This window comes from Sulfitobacter sp. CB2047, from assembly GCF_000735125.2.
GTDB classification, from domain to species: Bacteria; Pseudomonadota; Alphaproteobacteria; order Rhodobacterales; family Rhodobacteraceae; genus Sulfitobacter; species Sulfitobacter pontiacus.
This window is the reverse complement of sequence record NZ_CP072614.1, coordinates 94,210-113,785: the sequence shown is the minus strand read 5'-3', so window position 1 is coordinate 113,785 and position 19,576 is coordinate 94,210. Positions and strand designations below refer to the sequence as shown.

Genomic DNA, 19,576 nt, shown 5'->3' with positions numbered 1-19,576 from the left:
ATATTCACAACAAATCGATGCTGAGGGGCCCCATGCAAGGATTAATCGACAATCTCAAGTCGCTCGGTAAAAACAAGCTCATGATGCTTGGTGGGGCGGGCATTGGTGTGGTGCTGTTGATGATTCTCGGCATTGGTGCCGTGACCCGTCCGGACTACGCGCCGCTCTATTCGAATCTGTCGATCACCTCCGCCAATTCGATCGAGGCGACGCTGGCAAACGCGGGCTTCAATGCCATGGTCTCTGAAGACGGCACCAGCATCTCGGTTCCCCGCGGGGACGCGGTGCGGGCGCGTATGGTTTTGGCAGAGACCGGCATGCCCATCGATGGGGATCCGGGATGGGAGCTGTTCGACGAAAGCAGCGGGCTGGCGATGAACTCCTTCCTGCAGAAGATCAATAAGATGCGCGCGATGGAGGGGGAGCTCGCCCGCTCCATCCAGACGCTTGACGGGATCTCGTCTGCGCGGGTTCATCTGGTGTTGCCCGACCGCGAGCCTTTCTCCCGCGATGCGCCAGCGCCGCGTGCCTCTATCATCCTGCGCCCCGAATCCGGCCGTGCGGTGACCCGCAAGCAGGCCGTGGCGGTCAGCAATCTGGTCGCCTCTGCCGTTGCTGACCTGGATATTTCGCGCGTCACCGTTCTGTCGGCCAGTGGCGAGACGATCCTGGCGGAAGGGCCGGACGGCAGCAGCCAAGGCGGCGTCCAATCCGCCAAAGCAGGCATTGAAGACCGCCTGTCGCAAGAGATCCAGAACATCCTGACAGCGCGGGTCGGCGCGGGGAATGCGCGCGTCCATGTGAACGTCGAATTGACCACGCAGCGCGAAGTCATTGTCGAGCAGACATACGACCCCGACCAGCAGGTCGTGCGGTCAACCGAGACGAAGTCCGAAGACCAGACCGGCACGAAAGAGGCTGGCAACGTTGGTGTGGAAAACAACATCCCTGCGGCTTTGGCCGATGGCAACGGGGCAGGGACATCGACCCGTCGGTCCGAGGCTGACGAGATCGTGCAATATGAGATCGGCAACACGCGCCGCGAGATCGTGCGCGAAGCCGGCGACGTGCGGCGCATGTCGGTCGCGGTTCTGGTGAATGGGATCTACAACGTTGACGGGTCCGATGTGATCTACGCTGAACGCACGCCGGAAGAGCTCGCGCGGCTAGGCGAACTGGTCAAAACCGCCGTCGGATTCGACACTACACGCGGGGATAGTGTCTCTGTCGATAGTATGCGGTTCATGGATTATTCGATGGATCTTGGCGATCCGATCGACAAATCTATCGGGGATGAGCTGACCGAGAATGTTGTGTCTATTGTGCGCGGTGTTCTGGCCCTGCTGGTTGTCGGCCTGATCCTCGTCTTTGGCGTGCGGCCCATGCTGCGCAAGTTCAGCGAAGGCGATCAGCTCAACAGTTACGAAGATCCCGCCCTGACCGCAGAAAAGGCCGCCGAACCCGCCGCACTGACAGCGGAAGGCCAGCGCCCCAAGCTGCCCGGCACCACGCCAGCCGTCGCGGATATTGCCGAGGATGACGACCCGCTGACTGTCACGGATGACGATATCGAAACTGCGGAAGTGGCTGAATACGTGCGCAAAGAAGGCATCCGCGGGAATCTCCATAAGAAAAAGATCGAGACGATCCAACAGCTTGCAGATGAGAAACCCCAAGAGGTTCTGCGCGTGATCCGGTCGTGGCTTCCTGCCGAGGCAGGCGCATGATCGATCTTTTCGCCCGAAATTTTGACAGCGACAATGCGCCCGCGGCGCCCGTCACTACAATCGACGAGGAAGAGCTGAACCTGCGTCTCGCCGAAGCGCGCAAGCAGGGCTTTGATGCCGGGCGCGCCGTCGGGCAGCAAGATGCAAAGGCGGAGTTTGACGCGCAAGAGGATGCACGACTAGAGGTGGAGAGCGCTGAAATCCGTGCGCAGCTTGACGCGCTGATCGCGCAAGATACGAGACAATGCCGTGCAACAGAGACTGATATCGTGGAACTCTTCCTCGGCATCGGCGACCGGCTTGTACCAGAGTTGCTGCAAAACTACGGCGTCGATCTGGCCATTGGTCGCATCCGTGAAAGCGTCGCCCTAAGCCGCAGTACACCGGTTCTGTCCATCACCGCCTGCCCCGAAGTCGCCGCACGGCTGCAGGCCGAGCCGCCGGTTTGGCTACCTGCATCAACAGACGCCGCGTCGATCAAGATTGTCGCGGATAGCGATCTGCCCCGTGGTGCGGCGCGGGTCGTCTGGCAGGGCGGGAAGCTGGAATACGATCTCGAAGAGGCAACCACGGCCGTGCGCAGCGCCTTGCAAACCGCCGCCGTTGAACTGACCGCAACCACAAGGATTGCTGAATAATGCTACATAATGACCAGGATAAAACCCAAGCAGACCTGACCGATAGCACCCCTCAGGATGCAGAAACCAAAGCACCGGCGGGTCTGGATGGCAAAAGCCTTGATGCGATCTTTGGGGTCAAACTGGACGTCCGTGTCGTTCTGGGGCGCAGCCGTATGCCGATCTCGGAGCTGCTGAACCTGACCAAAGGGTCGGTGATCGAGCTTGACCGCCGCGTGGGTGAACCCGTCGACATCATGATTAACGATCGCATGGTCGCGCGCGGTGATCTGGTGCGCGTGCAGGGGGATTCCCTTGGAGTTGCGCTGCGTGAGATCGTCAAAGACTTCGTCTCAGAGATCTGATGTCCCCCCGTTTGCTGCCCCTGTTTGCACCGCGCGTGATGTGTGGTCTGGCCTTGGTTTTGGCCGGTATCGTCGCGTCCGCATCGACTGGATGGGCGCAAGAGGCAGACCTTGGCAGCATGGTGCGGGACCTCTCTTCGGCTTTCGGTGACGTAACGCCGGGCACGGACGAGGGGGCCAGCCTGTCGGGCCGTCTGATCCAGCTGTTCGCGATCATTACGGTCCTGAGCGTGGCACCGGGGCTTTTGGTGATGGTCACGAGCTTCACCAGATTTGTCATTGTTTTCTCGATGTTACGGCTTGCGCTTGGGCTGAACCAAACGCCACCGAACATCGTGTTGAACGCTATGGCGCTGTTCATGACCTTCTTTGTAATGCAGCCGGTGTTCGAGGATGCGTGGGAGGGCGGGCTGGTCCCCTTGATGGAAAACGCCATCATCGAAGAGCAGGCCGTGCGCAATATATCCGAGCCGTTTTACAACTTCATGTTGGTGAATACGCGCGACAAGGACCTTCAGCTTTTCACCGATATTGCGGATGAAGCCTCGCCGCCCTCGGATGGGCCTGCTGCGCTGCCAAGCTGGCGGGTGCTGGTGCCATCGTTCATGATTTCGGAGCTGCGTCGCGCGTTTACCATCGGCTTCCTGATTTACCTTCCATTCATCGCGATCGACCTGATCGTGGCATCGGTTTTGATGAGCGCAGGCATGATGATGCTGCCGCCCGTGTTGGTTTCGCTGCCCTTCAAGGTCATCTTTTTCGTACTGATCGATGGGTGGTACATGCTGGCTGGATCGCTGATTCAATCCTACGTGTCCGGATAAACCGCCGCGGTCATAAATAGCCATGTCAAACAAGAATAGTTTCGGCTATCCTTGTGCGATAATATCCAGCCTGCGGGAATCGACGATCTCATGAACCAGTTTGTACCTCTTCGCAAACATCGCCACATGTCCGGCGCGCAGAAATCGGCGATCCTTTTTCTGTGTTTGGGTGAGGAGAGGGGCGGCGCGATCATGCAGCAGCTTGATGTTGATGAGATCCGCCAGATCACTACCGCTATCTCGACGATGGGCGAAGTCGACGCCGGTATCGTCGAAGAAATCATCGCGGAATTTGATGAAAAAGTGAATCACAGCGGTAGTGTGGTTGGCTCGATTGATGCTGCGCGCGGATTGCTGAAAGAATTCCTCCCCGAAGATCGTGTTGCTGAAATTTTGCAGGAAATTGACGGCAAAAAGATCGATAACGTTTGGAAAGACCTGTCGGATCTGGACGAGAAGGAGTTGGTCGCCTTTCTTCAGAAGGAACACAACCAGACGATCGCGGTCATCCTGACACGAATCCGGCCTGACGTCGCAGCGAAAGTATTGCCGCTTTTGGGGGCCGAACGCGCCGCTGATCTGATAGAGCGCATCATGGGCATGGACAAGCTGCCGATCGATACGATTCAGAATATTGAGAATACACTGCGTGAAGATGTGTTGGCCAAGGCCGGAAACAGCGCTGAAGCCCGGATCGAGAGCCAGTTGGTGTCGATTTTCAACAAACTCGATGAAGATATGTTGGTTAATCTCACCCGCAACCTGGAAGAGCGCCAGCCCGATAAGCTCTTGTCCATCAAGCAAAAAATGTTTGTTTTCGACGATTTGGTTAAATTCAACGAAATGATGTTGGGTAAAATCATGCGCGAAGTGAGCGGGAATACCCTGCCGATGGCGCTACGTGGTGCCAAGAAAGAAGTGCGTGAACATTTCCTGGCGTCCCTGCCTTCGCGATCACGCGGAATGCTGCAGGATGAAATGTCTTCTATGGGCCCTGTCCGGTCCAAAGATGTTAAAGGCGCGCAGGCTCAGTTGGTCGAAGCCGCATTGCGTTTGATGTCGGAAGGGGAGGTATCCTTGCCCGAAAACGACGACGATATGATGTCGGATATGCCGAGCTGATCAGCGATACAGGCGCGATGCAGAGAATGTGACAGCCGTCACATCGATTGTGATCGGCACGAACTGGCCGCCCAGATTGTAGGATTGCAGCAGGTCAAGTGCTATTGAATTTGCCTGAAATCCCTGTGGGTTAACGGCATCTGAAATGGCGACGTAGCGCGCGATCAGCTTCTCACGTTCCGCCGGATCCGCCAGTTTTTCGAGGTCGAATTTATCAGCGAGAAGCGCCTTTTGTTTGTCGAGATCAAGGGCAGACATCTGTTCGGGTAATGACAAGGCGACCTGGAAAAAGTTAGTCAACTTCTCGCTGGCCAGCACCTCGAACCAGTTATCAATGCCGCTAAACTTGTCACGAAATTCTAATACCGTGCCCACGGTCTCGTTCTGGGCGTCATTTTCGTTAATGTACTGCCGATTATAGAAGCGTGTCGTCACATCATTCAGGAAATCAGGGTCCGTCAAATCAGGGGTCTGCGGACCTGCCTCTGTCGTGAAGCCAAGGGCCAGATGCATTTCGCGGAAGCGGCTGTCGGTCAGTCGGTTCAGCAGGGATGAAGGTTCGACCGGATCGGATTCCAGCATTTTACGGATCAGCCCTTTGCCGAAAATCTGGTCTTCCAGGTCAAAGGCCCGCATTACAAAACTGTAGACTTCAAAATCCGCGATCAGCTCTTCCGGGCTGGAGATGTCGCCGATTCTGTCGCGAAACGCTTCTTCCGCGCGTTTGTTGGCGGCGGAATCACGCATAAGATCAAGTTGTTTGTCCCGCGTTGCGTCAATCAGCTTGAGCGCGGTGGAACTGCCTAAACCTGAAATGCTGATCATAGGTTTACCCTATTCCGCTGCCGTGGCTGTGTTCTTTTCTCGGATCATTTTGAACAATTTTTCTTCATATTCGATCAGGGGGCGCAATGTGCGCATCGCTTTGTAGAAGTCAGCAGAAGACACGTGAGCCGCGGCTTCAAAGATGTGGCTGGCCATCTCGTCGTGGAAAACCGGCGCAAGCGCGCCTAGTTTCTTTTGGATGATCGACACCAATTTTTTACGGGTCGATGGCTCAAGCAAGGCGGTCTGGATGAAGAAATAGACCTCTTTTACAGGGGTGCGCTCTTCATCCTCTTTTAACAGATCGGCTTCACGCACGATGTCAGCCTGATTCTCGATCACAATCATCTGACGGCGATCGGCGTTGCGCACGACACAGCCGTTAATCAGGATCCGCTCGTTCGGTTTCAGGGTTAATCGCAGCGCCATAAAGCTTACTCCGCCGCGACTTTTGCAGCCCGTCCGCTCAGACCGTCGATAATACTGCGGTTAATATCAATCAAAGGCTTCACATTTTTAGACCCTGACAGGACCGCTTTGGTGTGGTTTTCCACCCAAAGAGCAAGCGAGATCAGCGCAGCGCGCAAATCGGCCGTCAGCCCGTTATCCTTCTCGGCCAAATCGGCCTTGAATGTGAGCCAAACGCGCTGGTTCTCCCACAGGGTATCGCGCAGGCCATCTGCAAGCATCTGAAGCTTTTGAGATTTTTCCGCAGCACCGTCAAATGCTTCGAATTTGTTTTCAAGTTTGGATGTCACGCTCGCCAAAATCCGACGCTCAATCTGGCGCGGATCTTCGGTGTGCGAGATGGTCCGCTTATACGCGGTTACACTCATTTCACTGCCTTTTTATTCTGCCTCGGTTCAACTATAGGGTGGCAGAGTTAAGGGAGAATTAAAAAATCCTTAATTTCTTGAAAGCAAGGATAATTTTAAGCACTTGTTTTTAAATCATGCTTTGCATGTCACACTGTGGCGGGGTTTTCGGGGGGCCGCAGTGTTAATGAATGTGCTGGCCCGGAGTAACCGTGCGCAGCATTTCGCGGTGAAAGCTATGGGCGATATTATCAGAGGAAAGCAAGCCGTCAGGGGCGGTGCCGTCACGCTCGGACTGGGCGAGGGAAACGATGATATGGCCGATGTGGTGGCCAAGTTGAACGGGGCACGTAGGCGTCAGGGTTGGTTGGGCGCAGGGTTCGATCAAAACGATGGCGTCATCTTCCAGATCAAGGCCAAACTCCTGATCTAGAACATCGGCCAGGGAAGCGCCGGAAATGATCTCTTCTCCGGCGTAGATCGCGAAGGGCGTAAGATCAGCGTCCTCTACGGCGACGGTGAAACGGGTGATCGGCGACGCCAGCAGTGACGACAGGATGCGGCCCAAGGGCGTGTTGCAAGGATCGGCGCAAAATTCCAGCCGACCGCCCCAGATGTGCCCCATCAAATCAGAACGCATAGTTAAAACTTCCCCAAGTGTCGCGTGTGCAACCCCAAGGTATCTTCCCGACACGGTTTTTTGAATTCCGGATTTGTTAAACTTCGCAAGCTGTTCTTGAATTCCAACAACGATCAGCGCAGCGGTTTTGCGCTGACGCTTGCGGTGATTTCGGCAAAATTCCCCCGATCACCCATATTTTTGGGAACCAAATATGGGGCGAAATGTTATCCACAGCACAAGTATTGGTGGGCGGGGCAAAATATGGCTGCATGTTCGCCCATATGCGAATTTACAATAAATATGTTGAGAATGTGCGGTAAGTGTGAGTGCGGAAAGGCGCGATTCTCTCACCGTGCAAGCACAGACACCCCTTACGTCGGATCGAATGCATTCAGCCCGCCCGTGCGCAGCATGTAGCCACTGGACCGTACCGTTTCGACGGAAATACGTTCATCAAATGTGTCCGCAAATTTCTTACGGATTTTCGCGACGTGGACATCAAATTTCCGATCACCATATCGCCACGGCCGAGATTCCACGGCGAGACTAAGCGCATCGCGGGTCACGATTTGCCCGTCCTGCGCGAATAATACCCGCATGATCTGAGCTTCCGCCGTCGTTAATCCGGCGCGCAGAGCGATATACGCTTCGACATCCCAGCTCACATCGTGAGGTTGTTCAACTGACGGCGTAGGGGTTGGTAGCCGTCGGTTCAGTCGCAAAGACAGCTCGCGCAGATTGCAGGGCCATGTGAGGACATCGATCGCACCCGCTTCAAACGCATCGGCACCCCATACCCCCTTCAACTCTTGTATCGCGAGCACGACTCCGGGCTGCGCGTGGGTGGTGAGTTTGTTGATCAGCGGTGCCGGGTTGCTGTTCGCTTCGGTCATATCGACGAAAATGGCATTAACGTTTTCATTGTTGTGTAGCCAATCTTCGCAGGCGTCAAAGTCTATACATTCAAAGTCAAATTTTAGGATAACCGTAAATAAATAGTTCAGGGCGTTGCGCACCGAAGGTGCCGTCGAGACGAGTAGGATCTTGGTCATTTATCGCGCTGCCCCAATGGGTTGACCGATGGATGTTCGGTAACGGATAGCATTGCGGCGAGACGCGGAAAGGACACGATGATAACGGCCATATACTAGGAAAGGGAGCGATGAACTGGGTTACCCCTTTGTTGCACGAACCCGTGGGCGAAATCAAAGTCAGAGTTATGCGGCAATAATTGGGCCTGCTTGTCATGAAAAAGCCATACGTTCACTATTCTTTAACCTTCCACGCTATGTATATCCTTGCAGACTGCAGAACGCGTCTGAGAGAACCTCAAGAATAGGCGCTAGAAAATGGCAGACATACTTGAAATTGTTGCGCCAAAGCGGCGTGCGCTCGCGGCGGCCAAACGGCTGGTCCATTTGCGCGACGAGGCGGTGCAGGATGAAAACATGCGCGCGGTGATCCTTCACGCGGCAGAAGTTGTGGCCAAGTCGGGTGTTCTGTCCGCAGTCGCAGAGAGTGGTCAGAAACGGCAAGGTTTTGCCACATCTGACCTGCCGAGCTTGCATCCCGACCGCCACCGGTTGAATTAATCCACCGCAGTTTATCTTGAGTTCATAAGTTGTTGTCCTTTCGCCATTCCTTGCGGCGGGCCAACCTATACTTAAGAGACATTGACAATTTTTGTGAGGTTGGCGGACAATCTTGGTATTCTAGTAGAGTTTCCAAGATTTGTTCACGAGGCTTCATCCCGCACCGACGTAGTAAAGGCGCATACGAAAGTGACAGAGTTTACAGATCCCCCCGTTTCCGAGGCCGCAATTCGCGTGATTACCGCATTCGCTGGCCGTGAATCCGCAACCGTGCAAGACATTCTGGCGTTGTCGCAGGCGCTTCCCGCCGCGCTCGCCGGGCTCCAGCCCTCAGCCGCCAAAGCTGAAATCAGCAAGGTAGCAGTGCAGTTTACGACTGAAACCGCCATTCCCGCGGTTCCGGTTGCCGAGTCTTTTACCGATGATTCCGTCACCTGCCTGTGCTGCGGCCGATCCTTTACCATGCTCAAGCGTCACCTGCGCGCAGAGCACGGGCTGAGCGAGAGCGAATACCGGATAAAGTTCAATCTTGATGATGATCATCCCCTCGTCGCCCCGAACTATTCTTTGCGCAAAGCGGATTATGCAAAGAAAGCCGGCCTTGGTCGCTATGCCCGCGACGAGGCGGTGCAGGCAAATCTTGGGTCGCAGCTGTAAAGTTCAAATGCCTTTCCTTTGCCACCGTTTTGTCCTGCGGAGCACCTAATCCCCCTCGATACATGTCTCTGAGGCAGTCGGTGCAGAAGCACCTCTGCCGAACCGACCCCCGTGGTCGCGAGAATAGAGGCAGGACATATGGCAGCGACGACACAGCCGCGCGTATTTAAAAAAGTAGAAGTTATCGAAGGCGGTGGACATCACGGTGGCGGCTGGAAGGTCGCCTATGCTGATTTCATGACTGCGATGATGGCGTTCTTTCTGCTGATGTGGATTCTCTCGAGCGCGGACGAGCAAAAGCTGCGCGGGATTGCCGAATACTTTACCAATGCGACCCTGCCCGGCGGCAGTGGTGTATTGGACGGTGCTACCCTGGGGCCACCCGGTACATTGACCGCTTCGAATGGGGCGATTGTGGCCCGTGGCAGCGAGCTTGGGAAAATCGACGATCCTGCCTCGGCCAAGTGGGAAATCCGCGACGAAACCGCGACATCGGTACCAGATGAGACGCAGATCGGCTCCGAAGACGGTGCCCATGAAAACCCTGCCGCGGCCAATGTTGCCAGCGCGTCGCAAACCGCATCCGATGGGTCAAAGTCGGCTGGCGATGCGACCATTGATAATGTGCACGCATTGGACAATGAAAAGTTCAAAAAGCTAGAGCAGGATATCTTGCAGGCGATGCAGGAGAATCCCGACCTTGATCCGCTGAAGAAGAACCTGATTTTCCAGCAAACCCCCGAAGGCTTGCAGATCCAGATCATCGATCAGGAAGGGCAGCCGATGTTCTATAGTGGCCGTGCCGAAATGCAGGGTGCCACAGATCAGCTGCTCGCGAATTTGGGTAAGTCTTTGGCGCGCCTGCCGAATAAAATCACGCTGTCAGGGCACACCGATGCTGTCCGCTTTGCCAATAGCCAGAAATACGACAACTGGGATCTGTCCTCGGACCGTGCCAACGCCACGCGCCGTGTTTTCGAAGCCTCGGGCGTCGCACGTGATCGTATCATCCGCGTGTCGGGCCTTGCCGATACCGCGCCGCTGGTGCCCGAAAACCCGACCGACGCGTCTAACCGTCGGATCACGGTGTCGGTTCAATATCAGAAGGTCGAGGATTATGCCGGCGATGACGTAGCCCCGACGCAGATTGATGCGGCGACACCGCCAGCCGAGACCGGCGAGAAGCTGTATAAGGCGTCGATCCCTGCGCCCGTAGCGCCACAAAACAGTGGCGAGGTGCAACGGGTCGCACAGAATGTCGAGCCTGTGGCGGCACCTTTGAAGGATGATGTATTCTTGAACCTGCGCAACGCGCTGCGGTGATCAGGCTCTGATCAACTCGCCCAAGGTGGGGACCCGTCGGCTGGCAAAGATCGGCCGGCGGGATCGTTCGACCGAGCGGCGCAGAAACTCTGGCAGCATGGGGTTTGCTTCTTCATTTACCATCGTGCCGCGCGGTGAAGCGACCACGGGGTCGGCTGTGGGAATATCAAGGCCGAGCATCTTGGCAGGGTCCAGCCCTTCTTCCAGCGCGTAGTTGTAGTTCACGGCGTAATCGACCGCTTCTTCCAGCACCACCGGGTCCGATGCGACCAGCGCCATCAAGCGGCGTTCGTCGGAATATAGGAATTGCTTGGTCTTGAAGCCGTCGACCTCGGGGACAAAGCAGGTGTTTTCGCGGCGCAGCTTCAGCAGCTTGACCAAACGATCCGGCATCAAGTGGCGTTCATCGCGGCGAAACACGATCATGCTGCAGGTCCCAAAGCTGGACAGGCACGCCGCGAGGCAAATGTGATCCGGCCAGCCCGAGAATGCGAATTTCACATCGTCCGCATCAATCAGGACAATCATTGTGGTTTCAACATCCGAGATCACGGCACTCTCCAGCTTATTCTGAGGTTTACCTTAGTCACACCATGGAAAGATAGCAATTGGTCTTGAGCGACAAATTTTTAAACTTGGAACACAATGAACTGTTCTTGAGATTTCAATGAAAATGCCTAAAGTGCTTGGAAACTTGCAAGTGGAAAACAAATGACGATTATTCTGGGCTTCGTGGTCGTGATGGGCATGGTCTTTGGGGGGTATATGCTCTCTGGCGGCGACATGGGCATCATCACCCACGCGCTACCGTTCGAAGGTATGATGATCGGCGGTGCCGCGCTTGGCTCGTTTATTGCGGCGAATTCCTTTGCCAATATCGCGGGGGCAGGGCGCGCACTGGTCAAGGCATTCAAGGGCCCCAAGTGGAATTCGGGCGACTATGTGGACCTGCTGAACCTCATGTATACGCTGGCCCGCAAGTACCAGCAAAATGGCATGCTGGCACTAGATGAACATATTGAAAACCCGCAAGAAAGTTCGATCTTTTCGCAGTATCCCAAGTTGCAGAAAGACCACTTTGCCATTGATCTGATCACCGATAGTTTCCGTATGCTGGCGATGCAGTTCGATGACCCGTATCAGGCGGAAGATGTCATTAACCGCAAGCTCAAGAAGCACCACCATGAAGCGTTGGTAGCCCCCCACGGGCTGACCACCGTCTCCGACGCGCTACCCGCCATCGGGATTGTTGCGGCGGTTTTAGGCGTGATCAAGACGATGTCGTCGATCGACAAGCCGCCTGCGGTTCTGGGGGCGATGATCGGCGGCGCGTTGGTCGGGACATTCCTTGGGGTTTTCCTTGCCTATCTTTTCGTCTCTCCGGTCGCCAACCGTCTGCAAGCCATCGAAGAGCAGGACGGCATTTATTACGCCGTGATCCGCGACATCTTTATCGCGATCCTGCATGGCCATTCTCCCGCGATCTGCACCGAGATCGGGCGCGGCAACATTCCCACCAGCCTGCAGCCCAGCTTTTACGATATGGAAGAGGCCCGCAAACAGATGCCAGAGGCCGCATAACCCATGGCCGGACGCCGTCAGATCGCTGCGCTCAAGCTGATCAACACCATCCGGCAACACGAGCTGGATGCCATCGGGGCACAGCTTGCGGGCCTGCGGGCACAGCAGACATCGCTGACGGAACAAAGTGCGGCGCTGACCCAGCGGGCGATTGCTGAACAGACGGGCAGCACCTTGGAAACACAGGCCTATTTGCCCGCCTACCTATCCTCGGTTGACCGGCAACAACGTGGCTTGGCGGCGGAGGGGGATGCGCTGTCAGGGCAGATCGACACGCTAGAGGATGCGCTTTTCGCGCAGTTCCGCGCGCTTAAGACCACGCAAACGGTGCTGTCGAAAGTGCAAACCGAGGCGAAAGCCGATGCCGACAGGGCAGAACAGGCCGCACTAGACGACGCGTCGCGCGCGCTGTTTGTATTGCAGCGCCGGTGACGCTTTTTGCCTTAGCGCCCGCTGCTGAATTTTGACACCACACCCAGCGAATTCTTGTTCTCTACATTCCGGATGACCAGCACGCAGACCGGCCAGCCCGAGGGCATCAAACCTTGCGAGGTTGGCACCGCCATGACGCTGGCCGACCCGTCGTTGATGGCAAAGGTCAGCACGACATCCGCCTGCGACGTCGCGACTGATTTTGCGAGATCTACGGTATCGTCAAAGGTCACGATGCTTTCGGTTTCAAGCCAGCTTGCCACATCCGGGTGATCGACTGCCGCGATGGTCAGCGGTTGCGCGGGATTGCCGATGGGTTCGGCACAGGTGGCGAACCATGCCCGCAACTGAGCCACAGCGGTGGATGCGCTGGCCGCCGCGCTGTGATCCGTGTCCGAGGCGGCTTCGATCACACAGACCGCCGCATCCGCAATCGCGCCCGCGCCGATCAACTGCGATAGCGTGTCGCGTTCGTTCTGGGTGATCCATTTATTTAGCAACGGCGCGCCGACGATTTCGACACCTGCGGCCAGACGCCCGACGTCGGCTTTGCCAAGCTCGAACTCCGGTCCGTATCCCGCGCGTGTGATCTGTTGCACCAGATGTTCCGCGGCGGTCTTTTTGATGACAGACGGCGTCTTGCGGGCCTGCTGTTCCAATGCGGCAGAAAAGGCCGTTGGCGGGGCGACTTGCACCGGCGTGTCGGGTGCTGGCGCGTCCTCTTGCGCGAGGCGGGGGAGGGAGATGATAATTTCTGTCCCCACGTCTTCGCGGCTGAAGAACGTGATCTGTCCCTGATGGTGATCGATGATGACTTTGGCGATGGTCAGCCCCAGCCCCGTGCCCCCCTTGGACCGGCTGTCAGAACTGTCGCCTTGGGTGAATTTTTCAAACACCGACGCCTGCGCGGCAGCCTGAATGCCGGTGCCGAAGTCGCGGATCGAAATGCGCAGCTGATCCCCGACCGCGTGCAGGGCGATCAGGATCTCCCCGCCGTGTTCCGAAAACTTCACCGCGTTGGACAAGAGGTTATCCAGCACCTGCACCAAGCGTTTAGAGTCGCCATAGGTCAGCATTACATCGTCATCGGGGGTATCGACACGGCGCAGTGATACGCCTGCGCGTTCGGCATAAAGCTGGTTCGGCACCAGCGCCGTATTCAGCGTCTCGGACAGGTTCAGCGCCTTCATCCGGAAATCAAGCGTGCCGGTTTCGATTTTCTCCATATCCAGAATACTGTTGATCAGCAGGATCAGCCGGTCACAGCTTGAGGCGGCGATGGTGATCAGCCCCTTCATCTTGTCAGGCAACTGCCCCGTGGCACCTGATAGCACCAGCCCCAAGGCCCCTTTGATAGAGGTCAGCGGCGTACGCAATTCGTGGCTGACGGTGGACAGGAATTCGGTCTTTGCTTTTTCGGCCACCTTGCGCTGCGACACATCGCGGTAAATCGCGATGAACCGGGGTTCGTCCTGGGCGGGGCAGACATATTCAAGGCTGATGTCGTAGGTGATGCCTGATTTCGCCTCGACCTCCCAAGTGACGCGCCGCTCTGGCCCTTTGATAAGGCCGGCGCAGCGTTCGCGCAGACTGTCATAATCCCGTTTGCCAATCAGGTCGGACAGGCTCTTGCCGCGCCAGTCGTCGCTTTCATCATGTCGCATCAGGTGTCGTGCGACCGATGCATTGGCATACATCACCGCATAGGTTTGCGGCTGGAAGACAACAACATGATCCTGCAACAGTTCCAACGTGTTGTTGAACCGCGCCTCTGACACGCCTTCGCGGGTCTTGGTCATATCCGAGGCGACAATCGCGATCTCGCGCAGCTGTTTTTCGCCGTCGGTGATCGGAATAAAGCTACATTGCAGCCAGACCGCCTTGCCGTCGGTTTTATGCAGAACGATGGTGCCTTTCCACGGGGTGCCCGACATCATGGCGGGCAAGACATCGCCCGTCAGCACACCGCGATTGCCCGCATCCATGACATCAACCAACGGCGTGCTGATCAGCGCCTCGCGGGACCGGCCGCTGGCCTGGACAAACTGGTCGTTCACATGGGTGATCGCGCCGTTCTGGTTCAGCATGCAGAACACGGTATGGGCCTCTACCGCGTTGCGATAAAATTGCTTGGACCGAACTTCCGACTTCAGCACATCCTTGCGGGCGTGGGCCTGTCGCGCGTTTTCGCGCAGCTGGAAAATCAGGAACAACAGCGAAAACACGATCAGCAGCAGCGTGCCCAACACCAGCCACTTGTAGGTTGACGCAATGCGCAAGGCGGAGCGCTGCAGGTAATTCTCGTAGGGGCGCGCACGCAAAGAGATCAGCAGCTCGTGCACCGATTGATAATTTTGCGGGGGCAGCCAGACGGTGCCACCGGCGGCAATCGCCTCGGGGCTGCCGGTATCCTGGCCCAACAGGGTGTCGACAAGAATGGTTAACGCCGCCTGCGGCACGCCGGGGATCGTCCCCAGCACCCAATCGGGATACAACATGGTACTGGCCCAGAACGGATAGCCTGGATGATCGACAGGGGACACGGGGCGGAAATCGTTCATATCGATCACGCCGTCGCGGGCCAGTGCTTCGAGCACACCGGCGCGCACGACGCCCACATCCACCAGACCGGCTTGCACGGCATAGACGACCTCGCGTTGGTTCCCGCCCGAGAACAGCGCGCGGGACGCGATATCGTCGATATCCAGCCGGTACTTGCGAAACTCTTGCAGCGCGAGCTTCCAACCGGTCATTTCATCGGCCGACACCCCCATGATGCTGCGACCCGCGATATCCGGGATGGCGCGAATATCGCTGTCAGCGGTGGTAAAGACGACGACGCTGGTTTTATCATAAACCTGTCCGTCCCACATCTGGGCGACAGAGAGCAGCGGGCGGGCGTTGCTTTCGACCTCGGCCACGACAAAGGCCGCGGGATCGACAAGGAAGAAATCCAGCGCGCCTTGCGAGATTTTATTGATCATTGTGGCGTCGGTGTAAGGCGCGATCTTGAAACGGTAGTTCAGTTCTGCGCCCTGTGCGGCGGTGTTCAGCGCGGCGGCCATCGGCAACCAGCTGTCCAGCGCGCGGGTGATCCCTTCGGACGCGAGAATACCGATGGTGATGTCACGGGGCGCATCCATCGTGTCGACCTGCTGACCAGCCGCCGGTTGCAGTGCACCGATCAGGGCGATAGCTGCACCCAAAAGCGTTCGACGCAGCTTGCCCCATGCCTGTTTCACGATTTTAGCGCCCGCCATATTCTCTTTCTGGTTCATCTCGTCGCTTTGCGGACGCCGGAAAGCATAGTCAAAGCCCGCCTCCTGCTATCAAACATCACAACGTCAAACCACTTGTAAAAGCTCCAAAGCGATCGATTCCATTGCGCCCCCGCGGCATATGCTGCGGAGCATGGCAACTTGGATGTCGTCTGGTGCTGTCCTTTCACTACTGCTCTAACTGCGTTTTTTGCTGCGCCTCGTTGATCGGGCGCTTTTTGCAGTTGCGAAAAGGCTAGGCGGGGCGGGCTTTTTTGGCAATGGTAAACTCCGTTTCTGCCTGCAGGGCAGGGTGAATAGTGCCACTGCAGCAGCAGATACCTATCCTTTGGGATAGCGCCATAGCCACAAGCTGCTTTGGACTACCCGCCTAGGCCCGCGACGCCCTTGGGATTTAGCGTTAATTTCATCTTAACAGCTACCAAACACAGGCTGAAACAAACCCAAGGTGAAGACGATGGCAAACGCAACATTCCTAGAACTGGCCCAGATCGCCAACAACTCCTCCCTGCGCGAGGCGGTTTTGGGTGCAGTACTTGGCATCCATGTTTCGGGAAACGCTACCGACTCCGTCTTGGACATCACGGCCGACAGCACCGCGCTTAAACTCGCGGCGGACCGGATGCGCTGCGCCCGCTATGTCATGCCGACAGATGCGGACCCGACGCAGGCCATCCAGATCAACGCTGGCTTCTCTCATGTGCAGGACGTCTGGGCCACGCCCCAGACTGCACAACCCGACCTGACCCAGGAGACAATGACCATCGCCACGCCTGACTTTATCGTGGTACCCTCCGACACGCATATCGTCGTCAATAATTTTGACGTCGCCCGCGGCGATGCGATCACCTTCCTGGGTCAGTTTTCTTCCCGCGCTGATCTGCGCGCTGCCATGTGCCTGACCGGGTCCCGCGATTTGCGCGACGGTGACGTCATCATCACGATGGAAAACGGGGCCCGCGCGGTCTTCGTGGGTGTCGCTGCCCAGGCCGAAGATCTGATCGACGCTGTGTTTGATTTCTCTGCCGAAGGGCAGACAGCCTTCAAACTGGCCGACGCGCTGAACAACGCGACCTCGGCCGAGATCGACGCCTTTGTGACCGCCCTCGGCACCGATGAATTCGACCGCGCCTTTGGTGTCGGCAGCGCTGCGGTGTTGCTTGCAAACCTCGACACCCCTGCCGCGACGCGTCTGTTGAATGTGCTCGAGGCGGAAGAACTGGACGAGCTGCTGCACAATGTAGGTGCCGGCACGCTCAAGCTGCTGCTCGAAGAGCTGACGCTGACGGAACTCGTGAATTTCCTGAGCGGCGTGAACGAGACTGTGGTCGGCGCGATGGCGGACCACATGGGAGCCACAACAATAGATGCCCTTTTGTGGGGCAAAAGCCCGGCAACGAAAGGAGGTATGCGTCAAAGTTAACTGGTTTGCCCTGTCAAAGCGGCATGCCTCGCCGCAGCCAGGGCCCGAGAAAGCACCGTGTTCGACCCGATATGATTTGAAAGGACTTAACAGCAGACGGGCATCGAATGCGGCGCTTTCCCTTTTTCGTGGACCCTCAACGCGCGAATTTTCGCGGGGCAGAGTTCATCAGCTTAATCGATTTTCGGGCCTGCTCCGGCCCTTACTACTTTGCCCTGTGGGCCGGCCAAGGTGCTGGCCACGGGGGCTTTTTGCGTTTTCGAAGATGTAAGCCGGTGACATCAAGCCAACCCGCCAGAGCTTAAAGCCGGACGAGGTGATTATCCCACATCAGCGGTTTTTCCGGGTTCAACCTGCCAGAGAGACGTTGAACGATACCGGTACCGCTGGTCACAACAAAATCTTCCGGTGCCGCGGCAACACCGCAGACATCGGTAAGCGCGATACTACGGCTGTATGACGCGGTTGCTGCGTCAAATACCTGCACCAAACCGGCACGGGGCGAGGTTACGGCAATCTCGGACCCGTCGTCCGACAGGGCAATACTGCCGATGTACCCGTGCATATCTTCGGCACCGTCCAGTAAGAGCGGTGTTTCCCCTTGCTGATGCAGCCCGACAAGCGCGGGGGCATCGCCGTCGCCTTGCCATTGCATCCCGAAAGCGACACGCCCGTCGGACCCTACGGCCAGATGCCGGATCGAGTTGCGGTGCATGTCATGGGGCAGTTCTATCTGCTCTAGAATACGGCGGTCGTTGATGTAGGTGAGGTTGGGCCGCATGGTTGGGATATTCAACTTGGCGCGCCCTGAATCGGGATGCGTATCAATCCCGCCGTTCGCCACGACCAGCGTGTCGCCACCGGGCAGACGTTTGATATCATGAGGGCCGACACCGCCGCTGGCAAATTCATCGACGCGTACATAGCCAAGCGCCACGTCCCAGACACCAATGCGACCGATGCCGTTGGCATAGTCATTTTCGGTCGTGTAAAGCAGGCTCCCGTCGGCGGAAAAAGCCCCGTGCCCGTAGAAGTGCCGCCCCTCGGGCGCGTGCAGCGTGGCTTTGACCCGCCCCGACATGCAGTCGATCACCAGTGCGAAATTGCCGGGGCGCCGTGCAAAGGCGACAGCTTGCGGCTTGGACGGATGCGCCGCCGCCGCATGGCCGCGACCGGGCAGGGGGATTTCGAATACCACCTCAAGCGCCGCGTCGATACCGCAGAGCACAAAGCTGCCGTCGCGCAGGCCGGCAGCGGCAAGATAGGCCGGCCCGCCCGCATCGGCCCAAGTCGGCGCGGGCACCAATCCTGATGCCAGCATCCCTGCAATGAAATGGCGGCGGTTGGTCATGGGATCAATCTCCGTCCAATGCGTTAAAGCCCGAAGCGACGCCCAAATGCGGGCCCAGATCTTGGCGGGCCACATCGCGGATCGCGGCAACAGACTGCTGCAACACCTCTACACGCAGACGGGATTGCGGCTTGGCCGTTCCAGCGAACACAGGGTCGTCCAGGTCGGCAGCGATTGCCAGCGCCTCGTCAAACCGGTCGTCAAAGGCGGCCACCACGGCCAGGTCATCCGCCGCCAACCGCTCCGCCAGATCCTGCAGAGAGGTGAGCGCGACCACGACATTGCGCAAAGACCGCCCCGATCGCCGCGTCTCTGCCCGATTGGGGCGCGGGCGGTCAAAGCTGCCCATGGGGCGTCCGATGCGGGTGTCGGCGGTAAACTCCAACCCGAGGTTCAGCGCCTTGAAAAGCTCTTGCGCCGCTTCCTCGGTGCTGCGGTAGGGACCTCCTTCGGCAGGGGTGGCAACGGCCTCGGCATAGCCAGAGGACCAGCCGTCCAGAATGGCTTGGGACTGCGTGGCGATATCGGCAGTTACCGTCTGCACCAAAGCGCAGCGATAGCCAGCATCGCCGATCGTGCTGATCTGATCGTCATACAGCAGGAATTCGAGCGCATAGAAACCGCGCCCCGCGATGGAAACATCGGCATAGGCCTGCGCGTCACGGCCCACGGGATCGGCATCCGTGATGAGCCCCGCGAGTGTTTTGGGTGTGGCCCCACGGCTGTCGGGCCAGAAGGCCAGCGCAAAGGCGCGGTTGTCGGTCTCGGACGGGCCAAAACGCAGATGGCTCACCGCGATCCACGCGTCAAAGGCTTCGTGGTAGGCATCGCGCAACGCGGCGTCATCGGCAGCGCAATTCTGTTGGGCAACGTTGGCCAGTGCATCCGTACGCTCTGCCAGTGTGGTATAGCGGGGCAGGATATGATGATCGACCACATCGCGCAAAACGGCGGAGCCTACCTCGGCCGCAGCACCCAATGGTGCGCAGAAAAGACCAAGGGCGAGGACCAGTTTTTTCATG

General features: G+C 57.5%; 20 protein-coding genes. 11 read left to right on the top strand and 9 right to left on the bottom strand.

Annotated features, from left to right (window positions below):
• The first annotated feature begins 32 nt into the window (after positions 1-32).
• From fliF to IV89_RS16655, 5 genes are all read left to right on the top strand, one after another.
• Positions 33-1,727, top strand: a complete 1,695-nt coding sequence (gene fliF / locus IV89_RS16675) for a flagellar basal-body MS-ring/collar protein FliF (RefSeq protein WP_037942053.1) — start codon at positions 33-35, stop codon at positions 1,725-1,727.
• Complete coding sequence (locus IV89_RS16670; RefSeq protein ID WP_037942056.1) at positions 1,724-2,365, top strand: flagellar assembly protein FliH; 642 nt, start codon at positions 1,724-1,726, stop codon at positions 2,363-2,365. Before fliF ends, IV89_RS16670 begins: the two co-directional genes overlap by 4 nt.
• Positions 2,365-2,709, top strand: coding sequence for a flagellar motor switch protein FliN (gene fliN / locus IV89_RS16665; RefSeq protein ID WP_009824335.1), 345 nt, complete (start codon positions 2,365-2,367; stop codon positions 2,707-2,709). The genes IV89_RS16670 and fliN overlap by 1 nt, the downstream gene beginning before the upstream one ends.
• Positions 2,709-3,533 carry a flagellar type III secretion system pore protein FliP gene (fliP, locus tag IV89_RS16660; protein ID WP_037942057.1) on the top strand — a complete coding sequence of 275 codons (825 nt, stop codon included), beginning with the start codon at positions 2,709-2,711 and terminating at the stop codon, positions 3,531-3,533. The genes fliN and fliP overlap by 1 nt, the downstream gene beginning before the upstream one ends.
• A gap of 90 nt (positions 3,534-3,623) precedes the next feature.
• Positions 3,624-4,655, top strand: a complete 1,032-nt coding sequence (locus tag IV89_RS16655) for a flagellar motor switch protein FliG (protein WP_009824334.1) — start codon at positions 3,624-3,626, stop codon at positions 4,653-4,655.
• On the opposite strand, the gene IV89_RS16650 is transcribed toward IV89_RS16655, so the two are convergent.
• From IV89_RS16650 to IV89_RS16630, 5 genes are all read right to left on the bottom strand, one after another.
• The gene (locus IV89_RS16650) at positions 4,656-5,480 is read right to left on the bottom strand and encodes a DUF1217 domain-containing protein (RefSeq protein WP_037942060.1); all 825 of its coding nucleotides are present in this window, start codon (positions 5,478-5,480) and stop codon (positions 4,656-4,658) included. It abuts the gene before it with no gap.
• Between the two features lie 9 nt (positions 5,481-5,489).
• Positions 5,490-5,909 carry a flagellar biosynthesis repressor FlbT gene (locus IV89_RS16645; protein ID WP_005849060.1) on the bottom strand — a complete coding sequence of 140 codons (420 nt, stop codon included), beginning with the start codon at positions 5,907-5,909 and terminating at the stop codon, positions 5,490-5,492.
• Between the two features lie 5 nt (positions 5,910-5,914).
• Positions 5,915-6,316: a flagellar biosynthesis regulator FlaF gene (gene flaF / locus IV89_RS16640; protein ID WP_005849061.1), complete on the bottom strand. Its 402-nt coding sequence runs from the start codon at positions 6,314-6,316 to the stop codon at positions 5,915-5,917.
• 163 nt (positions 6,317-6,479) lie between these two features.
• A complete protein-coding gene (locus IV89_RS16635) occupies positions 6,480-6,935 on the bottom strand; it encodes a hypothetical protein (protein ID WP_037942062.1) in 456 nt (151 codons plus the stop codon).
• Between the two features lie 353 nt (positions 6,936-7,288).
• The gene (locus IV89_RS16630; RefSeq protein WP_051843835.1) at positions 7,289-7,969 is read right to left on the bottom strand and encodes a winged helix-turn-helix domain-containing protein; all 681 of its coding nucleotides are present in this window, start codon (positions 7,967-7,969) and stop codon (positions 7,289-7,291) included.
• 297 nt (positions 7,970-8,266) lie between these two features.
• On the opposite strand from IV89_RS16630, the gene IV89_RS16625 reads away from it, so the two are divergent.
• From IV89_RS16625 to IV89_RS16615, 3 genes are all read left to right on the top strand, one after another.
• On the top strand, positions 8,267-8,509 hold the full coding sequence (locus IV89_RS16625) for a hypothetical protein (RefSeq protein ID WP_005849065.1): 243 nt from the start codon (positions 8,267-8,269) through the stop codon (positions 8,507-8,509).
• 81 nt (positions 8,510-8,590) lie between these two features.
• Entirely contained in the window at positions 8,591-9,166 is a 576-nt protein-coding gene (locus IV89_RS16620) for a MucR family transcriptional regulator (protein WP_235183704.1), read from the top strand.
• 138 nt (positions 9,167-9,304) lie between these two features.
• Positions 9,305-10,489, top strand: coding sequence for a flagellar motor protein MotB (locus IV89_RS16615; RefSeq protein ID WP_037942066.1), 1,185 nt, complete (start codon positions 9,305-9,307; stop codon positions 10,487-10,489).
• Here IV89_RS16615 and IV89_RS16610 read toward each other — a convergent pair whose 3' ends face one another.
• Positions 10,490-11,041, bottom strand: coding sequence for a hypothetical protein (locus tag IV89_RS16610; RefSeq protein WP_037942069.1), 552 nt, complete (start codon positions 11,039-11,041; stop codon positions 10,490-10,492).
• 159 nt (positions 11,042-11,200) lie between these two features.
• Between IV89_RS16610 and motA the strand changes: the two genes are divergently transcribed.
• Together motA and IV89_RS16600 are read left to right on the top strand one after the other, a co-directional pair.
• Entirely contained in the window at positions 11,201-12,070 is an 870-nt protein-coding gene (motA, locus tag IV89_RS16605; protein ID WP_037942071.1) for a flagellar motor stator protein MotA, read from the top strand.
• Between the two features lie 3 nt (positions 12,071-12,073).
• The gene (locus tag IV89_RS16600; RefSeq protein ID WP_037942072.1) at positions 12,074-12,502 is read left to right on the top strand and encodes a flagellar motor protein; all 429 of its coding nucleotides are present in this window, start codon (positions 12,074-12,076) and stop codon (positions 12,500-12,502) included.
• 11 nt (positions 12,503-12,513) lie between these two features.
• Here IV89_RS16600 and IV89_RS16595 read toward each other — a convergent pair whose 3' ends face one another.
• Entirely contained in the window at positions 12,514-15,780 is a 3,267-nt protein-coding gene (locus tag IV89_RS16595; protein WP_037942075.1) for an ATP-binding protein, read from the bottom strand.
• A gap of 457 nt (positions 15,781-16,237) precedes the next feature.
• Here IV89_RS16595 and IV89_RS16590 point away from each other — a divergent pair, with 457 nt between their 5' ends.
• Positions 16,238-17,203: a hypothetical protein gene (locus IV89_RS16590; protein WP_037942078.1), complete on the top strand. Its 966-nt coding sequence runs from the start codon at positions 16,238-16,240 to the stop codon at positions 17,201-17,203.
• 301 nt (positions 17,204-17,504) lie between these two features.
• Here IV89_RS16590 and IV89_RS16585 read toward each other — a convergent pair whose 3' ends face one another.
• Entirely contained in the window at positions 17,505-18,554 is a 1,050-nt protein-coding gene (locus IV89_RS16585) for a DUF1513 domain-containing protein (RefSeq protein ID WP_037942080.1), read from the bottom strand.
• A 4-nt stretch (positions 18,555-18,558) separates the two neighbouring features.
• The gene (locus IV89_RS16580) at positions 18,559-19,575 is read right to left on the bottom strand and encodes an imelysin family protein (protein WP_037942082.1); all 1,017 of its coding nucleotides are present in this window, start codon (positions 19,573-19,575) and stop codon (positions 18,559-18,561) included.
• Position 19,576: the final 1 nt, after the last annotated feature.

Bases quoted from the DNA above. Each gene is read 5' to 3' on its own strand.
- IV89_RS16635 (WP_037942062.1), bottom strand. From the start codon at position 6,935: ATGCGTTCTGATTTGATGGGGCACATCTGGGGCGGTCGGCTGGAATTT.
- fliP (WP_037942057.1), top strand. From the start codon at position 2,709: ATGTCCCCCCGTTTGCTGCCCCTGTTTGCACCGCGCGTGATGTGTGGT.
- IV89_RS16615 (WP_037942066.1), top strand. From the start codon at position 9,305: ATGGCAGCGACGACACAGCCGCGCGTATTTAAAAAAGTAGAAGTTATC.
- IV89_RS16580 (WP_037942082.1), bottom strand. From the start codon at position 19,575: ATGAAAAAACTGGTCCTCGCCCTTGGTCTTTTCTGCGCACCATTGGGT.
- IV89_RS16630 (WP_051843835.1), bottom strand. From the start codon at position 7,969: ATGACCAAGATCCTACTCGTCTCGACGGCACCTTCGGTGCGCAACGCC.
- IV89_RS16650 (WP_037942060.1), bottom strand. From the start codon at position 5,480: ATGATCAGCATTTCAGGTTTAGGCAGTTCCACCGCGCTCAAGCTGATT.
- motA (WP_037942071.1), top strand. From the start codon at position 11,201: ATGACGATTATTCTGGGCTTCGTGGTCGTGATGGGCATGGTCTTTGGG.
- IV89_RS16625 (WP_005849065.1), top strand. From the start codon at position 8,267: ATGGCAGACATACTTGAAATTGTTGCGCCAAAGCGGCGTGCGCTCGCG.
- IV89_RS16655 (WP_009824334.1), top strand. From the start codon at position 3,624: ATGAACCAGTTTGTACCTCTTCGCAAACATCGCCACATGTCCGGCGCG.
- IV89_RS16595 (WP_037942075.1), bottom strand. From the start codon at position 15,780: ATGAACCAGAAAGAGAATATGGCGGGCGCTAAAATCGTGAAACAGGCA.
- IV89_RS16590 (WP_037942078.1), top strand. From the start codon at position 16,238: ATGGCAAACGCAACATTCCTAGAACTGGCCCAGATCGCCAACAACTCC.
- IV89_RS16670 (WP_037942056.1), top strand. From the start codon at position 1,724: ATGATCGATCTTTTCGCCCGAAATTTTGACAGCGACAATGCGCCCGCG.
- flaF (WP_005849061.1), bottom strand. From the start codon at position 6,316: ATGAGTGTAACCGCGTATAAGCGGACCATCTCGCACACCGAAGATCCG.
- IV89_RS16585 (WP_037942080.1), bottom strand. From the start codon at position 18,554: ATGACCAACCGCCGCCATTTCATTGCAGGGATGCTGGCATCAGGATTG.
- fliN (WP_009824335.1), top strand. From the start codon at position 2,365: ATGCTACATAATGACCAGGATAAAACCCAAGCAGACCTGACCGATAGC.
- fliF (WP_037942053.1), top strand. From the start codon at position 33: ATGCAAGGATTAATCGACAATCTCAAGTCGCTCGGTAAAAACAAGCTC.
- IV89_RS16645 (WP_005849060.1), bottom strand. From the start codon at position 5,909: ATGGCGCTGCGATTAACCCTGAAACCGAACGAGCGGATCCTGATTAAC.
- IV89_RS16600 (WP_037942072.1), top strand. From the start codon at position 12,074: ATGGCCGGACGCCGTCAGATCGCTGCGCTCAAGCTGATCAACACCATC.